This window comes from Streptomyces sp. NPDC096311 (assembly GCF_044763085.1).
In the GTDB taxonomy this organism is placed as follows: domain Bacteria; phylum Actinomycetota; class Actinomycetes; order Streptomycetales; family Streptomycetaceae; genus Streptomyces.
Genome location: NZ_JBIWFN010000012.1, coordinates 199,319 through 211,947 on the forward strand (window position 1 = coordinate 199,319; position 12,629 = coordinate 211,947).

General features: G+C 62.8%; 9 protein-coding genes and 1 pseudogene. 3 read left to right on the top strand and 7 right to left on the bottom strand.

Going from position 1 to position 12,629, the window contains the following annotated elements; all coding sequences use genetic code 11:
• Nucleotides 1–103: 103 nt before the first annotated feature.
• A complete protein-coding gene (locus tag ACIRA5_RS29550; RefSeq protein WP_403695531.1) occupies nucleotides 104–322 on the bottom strand; it encodes a DUF397 domain-containing protein in 219 nt (72 codons plus the stop codon).
• Nucleotides 319–1,167, bottom strand: a complete 849-nt coding sequence (locus tag ACIRA5_RS29555) for a helix-turn-helix domain-containing protein (protein WP_403695533.1) — start codon at nucleotides 1,165–1,167, stop codon at nucleotides 319–321. Before ACIRA5_RS29555 ends, ACIRA5_RS29550 begins: the two co-directional genes overlap by 4 nt.
• A 238-nt stretch (nucleotides 1,168–1,405) precedes the next feature.
• Between ACIRA5_RS29555 and ACIRA5_RS29560 the strand changes: the two genes are divergently transcribed.
• A complete protein-coding gene (locus tag ACIRA5_RS29560) occupies nucleotides 1,406–2,050 on the top strand; it encodes an ATP-binding protein (RefSeq protein ID WP_403695850.1) in 645 nt (214 codons plus the stop codon).
• 4 nt (nucleotides 2,051–2,054) lie between these two features.
• Here the strand turns inward: ACIRA5_RS29560 and ACIRA5_RS29565 are convergent, their stop codons facing one another.
• Nucleotides 2,055–5,216 carry a DUF3427 domain-containing protein gene (locus tag ACIRA5_RS29565; protein ID WP_403695536.1) on the bottom strand — a complete coding sequence of 1,054 codons (3,162 nt, stop codon included), beginning with the start codon at nucleotides 5,214–5,216 and terminating at the stop codon, nucleotides 2,055–2,057.
• A gap of 458 nt (nucleotides 5,217–5,674) precedes the next feature.
• Between ACIRA5_RS29565 and ACIRA5_RS29570 the strand changes: the two genes are divergently transcribed.
• The gene (locus ACIRA5_RS29570; RefSeq protein ID WP_403695852.1) at nucleotides 5,675–6,469 is read left to right on the top strand and encodes a DUF6602 domain-containing protein; all 795 of its coding nucleotides are present in this window, start codon (nucleotides 5,675–5,677) and stop codon (nucleotides 6,467–6,469) included.
• Between the two features lie 18 nt (nucleotides 6,470–6,487).
• Here the strand turns inward: ACIRA5_RS29570 and ACIRA5_RS29575 are convergent, their stop codons facing one another.
• Nucleotides 6,488–7,603 (bottom strand): hypothetical protein, encoded by a 1,116-nt coding sequence (locus ACIRA5_RS29575; RefSeq protein ID WP_403695538.1) that lies wholly within the window; start codon nucleotides 7,601–7,603, stop codon nucleotides 6,488–6,490.
• Between the two features lie 972 nt (nucleotides 7,604–8,575).
• Here ACIRA5_RS29575 and ACIRA5_RS29580 point away from each other — a divergent pair.
• Nucleotides 8,576–9,046, top strand: a pseudogene (locus tag ACIRA5_RS29580) (hypothetical protein); the annotation flags it as partial.
• A gap of 90 nt (nucleotides 9,047–9,136) precedes the next feature.
• On the opposite strand, the gene ACIRA5_RS29585 reads toward ACIRA5_RS29580, so the two are convergent.
• From ACIRA5_RS29585 to ACIRA5_RS29595, 3 genes are all read right to left on the bottom strand, one after another.
• The gene (locus ACIRA5_RS29585; RefSeq protein ID WP_403695878.1) at nucleotides 9,137–9,304 is read right to left on the bottom strand and encodes a hypothetical protein; all 168 of its coding nucleotides are present in this window, start codon (nucleotides 9,302–9,304) and stop codon (nucleotides 9,137–9,139) included.
• 287 nt (nucleotides 9,305–9,591) lie between these two features.
• On the bottom strand, nucleotides 9,592–11,169 hold the full coding sequence (locus tag ACIRA5_RS29590) for a substrate-binding domain-containing protein (protein WP_403695539.1): 1,578 nt from the start codon (nucleotides 11,167–11,169) through the stop codon (nucleotides 9,592–9,594).
• A gap of 303 nt (nucleotides 11,170–11,472) precedes the next feature.
• Entirely contained in the window at nucleotides 11,473–12,492 is a 1,020-nt protein-coding gene (locus ACIRA5_RS29595) for a hypothetical protein (RefSeq protein ID WP_403695542.1), read from the bottom strand.
• Nucleotides 12,493–12,629: the final 137 nt, after the last annotated feature.

Below are 12,629 nucleotides of genomic sequence, written 5' to 3' on the forward strand. Positions count from 1 at the left end.
ATCCCAGCCAAGCGGAGCGCATGCCCACCTCGGACCCCACCCCTTCGGACCGCGATCCCACGGCACCGTCAACAGTCAGGCCTACGGTGTAACGAGTGTCCGCTCACGCCGCTGTCGGAGCGCCACTCTCCACAGTCTGTATGAAGGCTTGCCAAGCATCTGCGCGGAAGGCGACCACGGGCCCACCGGTCTTCTTGGAATCACGCACCAGGGTGCCGTCCACGCTGCGGGCGCACTCGACACATTCGCCGCCTGCGCCGTTGCTGTAGGAGGACTTGAACCAAGGAGAGGCATAGACGGGCACGGACGGTGCACTGTTCATCTCGAGTGTTCCTTAAGAACGGTCTTGATCAGTTCGGCGGAGCGCTGAGGGCTCAACGCCGCTGCTCGCAGTCCGTCGAAGGCCCTCGTGTACTCACGCACATGATGCTCGCCTTCGAGATAGACGGCATCGGTGATGCCGTCTCGATATACGAGGTCGGGGTCCTCCTGGTCGGGGAAGCCAAGCATGGTGAACGAACCCGTGGCCGGATAGGTACCTGAATCGAAAGGCAGGACCTGCAAGGTCACACTCGACAACTCGGCCGCTTGCAAGAGGCGTTCCAGCTGCTCGCGCATCAGCGTTCGGTCCCCGATGACATTGCGCAACGCACCTTCGTTCACGACGAACCAGGCGTCGGGACCGTCGGGCCGCGTCAGCATTGCCTGCCGTTCCATGCGCACACGGACCGCACGAGCGATGTCCTGAGCGGACATGTGCGCACCGGTCTTGTGGAGTTCGCCGGCGTACGCCGACGTCTGCATGAGACCCGGCAACAACTCGCACTGGTACTGGCGCAACGTGGAGGCGTCCTGCTCCAGGCCGATGTAGATAGAGAACCACTCGGGAACTCCGGCGCCGTGCACCTGCCACCAACCACGCGTCCTGGCCTGCCGGGCCAGCGCCTTCAGGAACTCGCGCAACTCATCACTGGTGTCGTAGAACCGGCACAGGGCATCGATGTCGGACGGCTGGACCTTGCCGCTGCCGGTCTCCATCCGATTGACCTTGGAGCCGCTCCAGTCCAACGCATCACCGACCTGCGCGCAGGTCAGCGCATTCCGCTCGCGGAGCTTCTTCAGCTCGATCGAGAGACGTCGACGACGTGCAGTCGGGGATCCGGCCATCCCAGCCCCTTCCTGAAAAGGCCTCCTGATAACGGGCGTTCAGTCTCGCGCCAAGGGGTGAGCTTGCCAATCACTCGGACGTGGGAATCCCGCCGTGCATATTGCACGGCGGGATGCGCGGGCGCCATCCTGGCAAGCAACGCCACCCAGAGTGAGCACACGTAACGCTCCGCCGAACAGGTAGGGGGCAAGGAAGTTGCCGCCGATGAGAGGGGTCTCGGTGATCCACCAGACGTGTATGTCACGGAAGCCGTGGGACTTGGCCTTCACGGCAGAACCTGAAGAAGTAGCAGCTTTGCGCCGCATCATGCGACTGCACCTTGACCTCTGGGGCTTGCACGAAGTCATCGACGCGGCCCAACTCTGCGTCAGCGAACTCGTTTCCAACGTGATCACGCATGTCGGCCCGGGTACCCCGACCACCCTCACCGTCTCAATGGATGGCACGCACCTGCGCATCGAGGTCCACGACCCCGACCCTCGGGCTCTTCCGACGCTCCTCGATGCGGGCGCCGACTCCGAGGGCGGTCGCGGCATGGCGCTCGTCGACGCCATCGCCGATCGCTGGGGCGTCCAACTCCATGCCGACCGAAAGGTCACCTGGTGCGAACTGGCCACCAGCCTGAGCTCGCCCAACGGTCATACAGGAGGTGTCCGTGTGGCAAGAGCAGGGGCAATGCTCGGTCTCTACGACGCAGCGCAACTGAACCGGGGCGCGGAGGCGAGCACGTCAAGCGTGGCCGTGGTGGAGGAAACGGCGATCGCCGTCATCGCCGACCTCCTTCATTGGCTGCAAGCGCACGGCCGTGACGTGAACGAGGCGCTGGACCGTGCCCAGATGCACCTCGAGGCAGACACCGGCGCTGAGGGAGACTCGCTCTGAGGTGTTAGCCGGCAGCGATCGCGGAGTATGTCCATACGTCCGCCGGAATCTCGTGTGTCAGCTTCCACGTGATCGCCATCGGCTTGCTTCCTTTGTGCTCGACGTACTCGGCGGGGCCGAGCAGCATCCACGGCTGGGCTCCGCCGATGTCAGTGCTCTTGTAGCGGCGTACGAAGAGCAAGACGTGGCTGCCCGCGATGGCGTGGTGCTGATAGCGGAGCCCAGTGGGTGACGTGGCCGAGGTCTGGTTCTGGGACTCCCAGTGGAAGAGGGTCTCGCTGAGCGCATAGTCGTGGTAGCGGGTCTGCGGGGAGAAGTCCTTCTCGTCTTTGTCCAAGGTGATGAGCAAGGCGTCGGTCTTGATCGAATCACACCACTTCACCCCCTCGCGGAAGTCGCCCGGCATGAAGCCGCCGATGAAGGATTGCCCGAGCGCGGGGAGGATCTCTTCTCGGCTGTAGGAAGCGTGCACGGTCAGTGGAATACCGGCCTTGCTACCGACCCCTAGGAGTGGGATCGGGACATGCTCGGTGTGGGCGAGGTTGTACTCCAGCACTTGGCGTAGCTCGTTGCGTACCGCGTGCTGGTGGTGCAGCATCGTGAACCCGGCGTCGTAATTGGCGAAGCCCTTGCGGGTGTTTCCGCCGAGCGGCCACAGTTGGAAGAAGAGCATGCGGGCGTAGGCTTGACCCTGCTCATCGAGTGCGCCGTATGCGGGGGCATCGTCTTCCAACAGCCTTGTGTACGCGGAGACGCGCAGCGGGTCGTCCACGTGCAGGAACGCGGAAACCCGCTTGAGTAGCATAGCTTCGCCTTCAGGCGCCTCGCCCTTCAGGAGACCAGACCGACGGAGGAGCCCAGTCCATGAGTTCCCGTTTCCTCGGTAAAGCTCTTTTAGCTCGCGGCCACTCTCATCCAGGTACCGGCTCAGCCTTGGCTCGGCATAGTCGGCGACTTCGCGAGCGAGAGCTGTCACATTGACGCCGATCTGATCTTTGATATTGGCGATGATGGTTTTCTTTGCCTTCTCTTCAAGAATGATCTGGCAGCCGGAGGGTAGCTGGGGGAAGCCATGCTCGATGTTGTCCAGGAGTCGCTTGCGGGTGAGGTTCGTTAGCGCTCGGAACTGGTTCTCGAAGCGGAATTCCTTGCGGTGTTGACCGATGAAGTCCAGCACGGTCAGCACTGCTTTTTCCTCAGTGCGTCGGAGGCCTCGGCCGAGCTGCTGAAGGAACACGGTTGCGCTGGAGGTGGGGCGCAGCAGGAGTAGGGTGTCGACGTCGGGGATGTCGAGGCCCTCGTTGAAGAGGTCGACCGAGAAGATCACCTGCAATGACCCCGACCTGAGGTCAGACAGTGCCTGATTACGCTGGTCGGCTGGAGACTCGCCTGACAGAGCTACGGCATTGAGGCCGGCCGCGCGAAAGTACTCTGCCATGAAGTGTGCGTGCGCGACCGACACACAGAAGCCTAGAGCCCGCATGGCTCCTGGCTCGGAGACCTTCTCCTTGACGGCCTTCACGACCAACAGGGCCCGCGCGTCATTTTCCGCGAGAACAGTACTCAGAGCGCTCGCGTCGTACGCTCCACGCTTCCACTCCACCGCACTCAAGTCGGTGTTGTCACTGATACCGAAGTAGTGGAAAGGGCTGAGGAGATCGTTCTCCAAAGCCTCCCATAGGCGCATTTCGGCAGCGATCCGGCCATCGAAGAACTCATCTTGGATGTTCTTGCCGTCCATGCGCTCGGGGGTCGCCGTCAGTCCCAGCAGCTCCAACGGCTGGAAGTGATCGAGGATCTTCCGATACGTCGGTGAGGTTCCGTGATGGAACTCGTCGATCACGATTACGTCGAAGTAATCGGGAGCGAGCTGGTCCAGCGCTCGAGCGTTCAGCGACTGCACGCTGGCGAAGACGTGCGTCCAGCGCTCTGGGATCTCCCCGCTGTGGAGGGATTCGCCGAAGTTTGGGTTCACCAAGACATCTTGGTAAGTCCGCAGGGACTGCTGCAAGATTTCCTTGCGATGCGCGACGAACAATAGTCGCAGGTCACGGCCATGCTTCTTGCGCAGCTGTTTGTAGTCGAGTGCCGCCATCACAGTCTTGCCGGTGCCAGTGGCGGCCACCAGCAGATTGCGGTGCCGGTCATGAACCTCCCGCTCAACTTCCAGCCGCTCTAGCATGTCGCGCTGGTGTGGATACGGCCGTACCTCAAGGCCGGACAACGTGATCTTGCGGTCCGCGGAGGACGTTGAGGAGGTACCTCCAGCGATCGCCAACGCCTCCTGCAACCGGGTTCCGTCCGCATCAGGATCGTATGTTTCGAACGAAGGGTCGCTCCAGTACGCCTCGAAGGTTGCTTCGAACTTTCGCAACACGTTGGGAGTGGCGATGGAAGACAGCCGGACGTTCCACTCCAGGCCATCGAGCAGGGCGGCTTTGGAGAGGTTGGAGCTGCCGACGTACGCCGTGTCGTAGCCACTCCCACGCCGGAACAGCCATGCTTTGGCGTGGAGTCGAGTAGAGCGTGTCTCGTAGTTGACCTTGACCTGGGCGTTGAATTCTTGCACCAGCCGATCCAGCGCGCGCCGTTCGGTCGCTCCGATGTACGTCGTCGTGATGACGCGTATCGGTACGCCCCGCTCATGGGCCGCCTTCAGGGATTGCTCGATGATGCGCAGACCGTGCCATTTCACGAACGCGCAGAGTAGGTCGACACGGTCAGCAGTGGCTAGCTCCGCGCGCAGCTCGAAGCCGAGGCTTGGATCCTCGGGCGAGTTTGTGATGAGCGCCGTATCAGAGAGCGGGATGCCTGGCCGTATGGCGAAGACACCGGGAGCCTCCTGCCGTGTCAGCGCCAGGAGTTGGCGAGGACCGTCCGCCACCAACTCCACCCACTCCTGCGCTCCTTCAAGAGTGCTGATGGACTCCAAGATGTGGTTCGCCGCGTAAACCCGCTCCTCGGCAGGGAGGCTGTGTAGAACACGGCGCACGGTCTGAGCGATATGTCTTGCCAGTACATGGGAAACGGACTCAGCTCCCACTGCATCGCTCACCGGATGCCACCCGAGGCTCGCGAACTCCTTCAGCTTCTGCTCGAAGCGCACGGTGATGAGCTCCTCGTACACCCCTACGGCAGGCTGCGTCAGATCCCCCGACTCGGACACGCTGGCTCCCTTGATCGCTCAGACGGTTGTGCCCATGTGTAACAGAGGGCACTGACAGTGGGCAGGCGTTGACCGATCGCTGGACGTGGGGATACCCCTTGGCGCTTGGCCAGACAGGGCACGATCGCCGCAAGCGCCCTGCATCGGTGTCCATGTAGCCGTTGCCTCACACCCCAATCTTGATCCCGAAGACGGTGCCAGTGGGGCATGCTTGGGCCAAAGTCAAGCTGCTGCAGCAATTACTCCCACTGTATGTCGGAGTGGAGGGATCAAACTCCTAAGGTGCGTGCCGTAGTTATGCCACAGGGGGCGGCCTTCCATGGGCAACGACGGTTCGCCGTAGTCGAGATGCCTCGTCCTTGTTGCCGTCCGTAGCTGCAGAAGCCTGTGGACTACTCTAGAATCATTTCATGTCTCAAGAGAAGCTTGGAAGAATCCTGGGCTCAGTTGCTATGCGAATGCGTGCAGATTTTGAGCAGTCAAGGAACTTCAGACATAACGGCGAAGCGGGAACTTCCCGAGAAGCTCTTGTTCGCGAGTTTCTCGCCAGCTATCTACCATCCCATGTGGAAACGGTACATAACGCTGAAATCATCACTGCCTCAGGTGAGACCTCTCCTCAATGCGACATCGTTCTTGCGGATCGGGGAACCCCGCCTTTCACTACCCTAAACGGGTACCGAATTCTCCCAAATGAGTGCGTTTATGGCGTCGTCGAAGTGAAGACTAAACTAGATAAGGAGCAACTTGTAGACGCATGTAACAAAATAAGTAAACTGCGCCGCATGTCGAAGGCTTCCTATCGCCCGACGCCTGGCCTTATTCCGCGAAAAACGTCAGCCCATGGGAAAGTCTACGACTTTTTTCCAACCTCTGGGATTATCGTCGCCTTTGACAGTCTCAAATTGGAGACCATCGGTAGCCACCTCATGGACTGGTGCCAAACTCGGTCTCCGACCGAATGGCCTGATAGTGTATGGGTGTTGGGTAAGGGGCAACTGCAGTGGCAGAACCCTGACAATCACCTTCTCGAACGCTCACCCGAGCCGGGGTCTCTACTCGCGCAAATAGATGCGGATGCATCTCAGGATATCCTCCTGGCTCTCGCACTACACTTGAATATTCATTTCTCTGATGCGTGGATGAATCCGATTGACCTCGTGCCATACGCCGGAGCAACTCGCCTCGGCGTCATTTCGCGTCGATGGCGTATGTCTCCCGTAGGTAGGCCGTCTAAGATGTTAGAAGGCTGAGGGGAGTACTTCGAGGGCTTAGTCGACTGGTACAGATTCGCCAATGAAGCTGCCGTTTTCTGATCTGTAAATTATTTCAACCCCGTAAGATTCGCACAGATCGAACATGTCCAGATCTGGCTTTGCGGGGAGAAGAATGACCCGCTTGGGTGGCTCCGCGTGGTCCTCAGTCAGTACGTAGCGGCTGTAGTCTAGAATTTGCCCGAGAGCCATTCTTACGTCCTCGCGGGCGCTAGATCCCTTAGCTTCGTAGAGTACGTGCTCCGTTGCATCATAGAGATCTGTCCTCAGGGTGGCCGTAAGGCCCTTGACCTTTATTTGGAAGGCGCCGGTTTTGCGTCCCACAGATTTAAGAAAGGCCATGTAGGTACGAGTTAGCTCTGCTTCACGACGCACAGCGATGTGTGCTGCGGTCGACGAGCGAAGACTCATCTTCTTATTGAAGGCTTCCGAGGCAACGAACGTGCCGCTGGTAGCGGCATTCTTGGCGGCTTTTCGCGAAGAGCTGGATTTATTTCTCGGCTGCTTAAGAAAGGCCAGCCCCCCAATAGTCGCGGGATCGCTTTGAAGGGTCGCTGCAGTAACTACATCGAGGGGGACGAGTTCACATGTGGTCTCTTTCGCAACTGGGATCAAGCTATTTGAAGAGCGCTGCGTTTCCCCTTCCGGTCGAAGGCGAAAAACGATTGCATTGCGCTTCCTTCCGTCCTGGCCATGAACTCTGCGCCACACGTAAGGTTCCAATGCATCTAGAGCGAATTCACCGAGGTACTGATGTGTCTTGGCAGCGCTTTTGGGATCCTGACCGACCTGTTTGAAAACTCGCAATGTTCGACCCTGTTCAGCGTGGGACAGGATGGCTCGGTTGCCCGCGCCGGCGGATCCGGCGAACGTCTGATTGCCAGACCTCCCGGCCCCGGTGTACTCGAAGATGGGCCCCAGATCGTCTTCCTCTGCCAGCCAACCGTCGTAGTAGCCGTTTACCTCTCCGACGCTGGGGTCCGAGTAGAGGTTGACACTCCGCTCTTCGATTGCGGGGCATATACCGCCCTGCGTGCTTCCTCCGAACACCCGTTTGATCTCTGCTCGCGTGCGTACATTTCCGGGCACGATCGCGTCAACTTCTGTCGCCATGTCATGACTCTAACAACTGCCCGCGCGTTGACTTGAGTTGTCGGTAGTGATGGGACAGCAGGCGAGTTTGAGGGAGGCTCCGTGGATGTCGGAGCGTGGTTCCCAGCGCAGGTGCCGGAGGTCGTGTAGCCAGGCGAAGGTGACCTGGACAGTCGGTGTCGCTGATGAGGCCGTGGCGTCGATCGGACACCCCAGACGTGCCCTGTGGTTCAGCGGGTCGTCGTCCTCGATACGGCGAACGTCACGTTGCTGCGTGCGGCCGGGCTGCCCGGGCTGATCTGGAAATTGGCAGATCTGGGCTATGACGTGTCTTCCGGATCTCGCCGGGAACGGCTGAGGCTCTGCTGTGCAGCGCAACCTCATGGGGAGTTCGCGACGTTGACGCTCGTGTCGCTCGAGGGCGCCGGGCAGTTGACCCGGGGTGTCGCCAGAGCGGTGCTGGCAGTGAATGTGGAAGGCAACAGGAACTGCTGGAAGGCGGTCGGGGAACTTTGCAGAGGAAGGTCCGTCGGCCCTGTGACTCCTCCGGCGATTCCGTTGATGCTCACGAGATGGAGGGTGTAGTCACTGTCGTTGCGGACGAAGAAGTTGATGGTGTCCTGCGGCCCCTGGGGCTGCCGACCGTGTGTCCGGTGCCCGAGACCTGACCGGATCCGACGTGACTTTCCTGGCCTGAAACACCGACGTGGTTGTTGTCCCCCGTGACGACGATGAAATTCGGCTCGGTGATTCCGCCGGAGTCACTTGTGCCGTCGGCCACGGCAGGACTCGCGCCCGTGCTCGTTACGAGGGGCACAGTGAGGAGCGTGGTAGCGGCAGCGATCCTTGACGAAGGAAACACGAGACTTCTCCTGGAATCAGGCCGTACGGACGGCAGGAACTCTCGCAGCAGCAGCTCTGCCATGGCGTGCCGCGGGGAACGGGACACGGTGAACGCCTCCATGGCTTCTACCCGTAGGAGTGGGATCGGCCATGCGTGTGGGGATTACCGGGCATCGGGGTCTGAGTCGAGACGTTGAGCGGCAGGTTCGGCAGCTTCTCGAAGTGGCTGTTCGCGAAATCGATGCGGCTGAATTGGTAGGGGTCTCGTGCATCGCGGACGGTCCGGATGCGTGGTTCGCGGAGGCCGTGCTGATGCATGGCGGAGCTCTCGAAGTCGTCGTTCCCGCTGAGTAGTACCGCGAAGGTCTTCCGGAGAGTCACTGGCCGGTCTACGACGAGTTGATGGGTCGTGCGGCACGGGTGCACCACACGGGCAGGACGGTGTCGGCTTCGGACGCACATATGACGGGCAGCGAGATTCTGGTCGGCTTGGCCGAGGAAGTGTTCGCTGTCTGGGACGGGAAGCCGGCGTGGGGGTACGGGGGTACGGCGGATGTGGTGTCGTACGCCGAACGGAACGGGGTCCCAGTGCGCGTGTTGTGGCCAGAGGGTGCGACACGTGAGCAGGACCGGACCAGGTGGCGTATGAGGGAAGAGAGGGGGACGATCGAAGTGAGGGCAGAAATCTCACGACTCCGCAAGTTCGGAGATTCACACATCACCGAAGGCGACAACCATGAAAATGGAAAAGCGCAACCCTAGGCGATGCTTCGGCGTTCTCGCCTCGCTTCTTCTCGCCTCGCTGGCGCTGTCACCAGCCGTTGCCGAGGCTGCTGTTGTCCCGCAATCGGCGACTTTGAAGGCGTCGGTCGCGGACACCCTGAGTCCTACCGCGAAGCAGGACCATTCGCGAGACTGGTATCGAGGTTACCGTGCGGGCTACAACGCTGGGTCGGGCGACTACAGCTGCTACCTGCACGTGCCCTCGGTCGGGCACTCACACTCCTACAGGTCGGGGTACAGGTCCGGATACACGTCGGGCTGGAAGAACCACCACTGTGTCGCCTGACAAATCCGGGGCCGAGGCGGTGAGTTGTCAGGCCTGCAACCTTGGGCAGCAGTGGCTCAGTTATCGCAGATAGCTCATCGGCAATTCCATCCCGTGGCTAACTGGGACGGCAAAGCAGCGGCTTCGCCAGTTCGGCGCACGGGCGGTCGCCGTGGGAGCGGATGACGTCCTTGCCGACCTCGTTGGCGAGGTAGCGCAGGAATCCCGCGGCGAGGGAGTCCGCGGGCGGCTCTCCGTAGGTGTACGCGTACTCGGTCTGCCAGTACGGGTACGCGCCCTCGTCCGCGCCTTCGAGGGTGGCAGGGTAGCCGTCGATGCGGATCTGCTGGATGTCGTCGTGTGCGGTGGCGGCGCCGACCTCGCTGTGGCCGAGGGCTCCGGGCGTTGAGGCCACGGTGCTCAGGAGGGTCTCGGTGTCGCTGACCTCGCAGCGGCCGGGCTTGGTCGCGTCCAGCGCAGTGCAGTCGTTCGCGGTGACCGCCAACAGGGGCTTGTCGGCCAGTACCTGGCGTTCCAGGGTCGTGCGGGTGCCTGAGCCGGGGTTGCGGCTGACGAGGTGGATGGGCACGTTGTTGCCCTTCACCTGGATCCAGTTGGTGATCTTTCCGGCGTAGATGTCCCTGATCTGTTTCAGGGACAGGTCCTGGACGCCGGCGTCCTTGTTGACGACCAGGACGAACAGGGACAGGGCGACGGGTCTGGGGAGCAGTTGCGGACGGCCGTCGCTCTTGGGGCCGTCGCTGAACGCCAGCCGGTCGCCGAGTCCCTGGCTGCCTGTCAGTTTGGTCTTCCGGCCCGCCGCGGCCAGGGCGTCGAGCCCTGACACGCTGCCGTGGAACGTGTCGTTGGTGATGGGGATGAAGGCGTCGGGGCAGGTCTTGTGGTACTGCTTCGCCGCCTCCTGGAGCACCGGCGCGAACGCGGTGGAGCCTGACAGGGTGAGCGTCCCGGTGGCGCAGTCCAATGGTGCGGCCGTGGCATCGTGCCTGGTGAACGTGAGGATGGACTGGACGGCGCTGACCATGACGAGGAGGGCGAGCACCCACCTGACCGGCTTCGAGGCGAACGGGTAGTACTCGGTCTTCTTGATCTTCCCGCGGCGTACTCCGCCCACGATGCTCGCGACGACCTCGGGCTCGGGGAACTCCTCGTCCGTGAAGCTCTCCTCGCGTTCCAGGACCGCCAGCACCTTGTAGTGGTCGCCGCGGTTCAGTTTCACCTTGGGCAGTTCGATGACGCCGTCGGTGACACCGAGGCCGGGGACGTGCGGTGTGGGGTGCTGGTCGTCGGTGCTCGGCGTGAAGAAGCCGCGCAGCTCGTTGCGGCTGAGTTCGGTCACGACCATGCCGACGACGCGGCGGCCCCGGCACTTGACCTGGATGCCCGCGTGGCCCCGGTCGGGCGCCAGGTAGCTGTTCTCCACGATGGGGGCCCAGCCGCTGTTCTCGATCCGCAGCAGCACGAAGGACGGGTCACGCAGCGGCCCGCCGTTGGTCCGCTGCATCTGCTGAAGCACCCCGGCGTACGGTAGGGCGCGTTCGTCACGGGCGGTCGTGTCCATCTGGACCCGGTAGCCGAGCCGTTTGCGGCCGACGAGGACGAACTCCCAGAGCGCCGCGATCCCGGGAAGGGCCAAGCCCAGTACGGCGAACCCGAGTTGCCAGGAACCGTTCACGGTCGACTCCCGCGGAAGAAGAGGCTGGGAGGGCCATGGTGGCGGGCGGGTTCCCGGAGTATCGAGGGTGCTCAGATCCTTGCGATTGTTTTCACCGGGGCGTCACCTGGGACATCTGGGGTTTGCCGAGCAGGGCGACGGCGGCATGACTCCGGGAGCCGGGAGGGCGGGCTGATGACGCCCGGTACCCCCGGCCCCGAGGCCGGGGGAGCCGGGAGCCGGGAGAGCCGGAGGGAAGAGAGTCGTGTTACTCAGAGGTGGTTACTCGGAGGTGGCTACTCAGAGGTGGTTACTCAGCGGTGGCTACTCGGCGGTGGTTCCGTGGCACTCCCCGTAACCCTGCTCCGAACCGCACCAGCACTCGACGCCCCGCTGCGGCGGCCAAACCACCGCCAGCCCGCGCGCCGCCAGCGTCGTCGCGTACTGCGGGAGCAGGGTCGCGTCCGACGGGGAGGAGGCCTCCGAGGCGGCGAAGGCCTCGTAGGACGGGACGGTTCCGGTGACGATGCCGAGGTTCGGAGTGCCGGAAGTCGCCAGTTCCCGTAGCGACGCCTCTATGGTCGCGAGGTGTTCCTCGTGGGACGGGTACTCCGAGGTGAGGGTGGGGTACGCCGTGAGGAGTTCCGTCAGTTCGGTGGTCGGCCAGTGCAGGATCGCCACCGGGAACGGGCGGGACAGCGCCTCCCTGAACGTGCCCAGCTCCGCCCTGAGGCGGGAGATCTCCGCCTGGAGTTCGGCGGGGTTGTCCGAGCCGAGGGACCAGACGCGCTTCGGGTCGTGGAGTTCGTCGAGGGAGACCGGGGACGAGTGGAGGGTGTCGGCCAGGGCGTCCCAGTCGTCGTGGGCCGCGCCCAGCATGCGGCGGACGCGGTGGCGGCCGAAGAGGAGCGGGTGGGCGGCGTACGGGGGCTCCGACGTCTCCGAGAGGAGGAGCTGCGCGGCCTGGGTGAACGTCTCCTGCGCCGCTTCCAGTTCGTCGTGGGACTCCAGGGCCTCGGCCACGATCACCCAGGGGGCCGGGTCCCGGGGAGACGCGGCGCGGATGCCGTCGATGATCGCCCGGGCCTCGGCCTCGTGGCCGTACTCCCACAGGTTCGACGCCTTGAGGGCGCGGACCAGGTGGGGGTGCTCCAGGGGGGTCGAGGACGACAGCAGGCGGTCGTAGAGCGCGGTGGCTCCGGGGCGGTCGCCGGCCAGTTCGAGGTGGGCCGCGGCCTGCACGAGCAGGTGTTCGGCGTCCTCGGGGTAGAGGCCTGCGGTCCGCTCCAGGCGCGCTGCTTCGGCGTGGTGGTCGACGTGCTCGGCAGACGTGTCGGGGCGCATGGGGGACACCGTACTGCCGATGCCGTTCGAGGGAGAGATACCTGCAGGCCAGAGGGCGGGATCTCGTCGGTGCCCTGGGGTGCCGACGAACGGTTCGGGCGGTCATGGGGCTGGTGAGTTCGGGGCGCAGCCCTTAT

Coding starts and splice junctions, on each gene's coding strand:
- ACIRA5_RS29570 (WP_403695852.1), top strand. CDS start 5,675: ATGCGTGCAGATTTTGAGCAGTCAAGGAACTTCAGACATAACGGCGAA.
- ACIRA5_RS29550 (WP_403695531.1), bottom strand. CDS start 322: ATGAACAGTGCACCGTCCGTGCCCGTCTATGCCTCTCCTTGGTTCAAG.
- ACIRA5_RS29595 (WP_403695542.1), bottom strand. CDS start 12,492: ATGCGCCCCGACACGTCTGCCGAGCACGTCGACCACCACGCCGAAGCA.
- ACIRA5_RS29555 (WP_403695533.1), bottom strand. CDS start 1,167: ATGGCCGGATCCCCGACTGCACGTCGTCGACGTCTCTCGATCGAGCTG.
- ACIRA5_RS29575 (WP_403695538.1), bottom strand. CDS start 7,603: ATGGCGACAGAAGTTGACGCGATCGTGCCCGGAAATGTACGCACGCGA.
- ACIRA5_RS29560 (WP_403695850.1), top strand. CDS start 1,406: ATGTCACGGAAGCCGTGGGACTTGGCCTTCACGGCAGAACCTGAAGAA.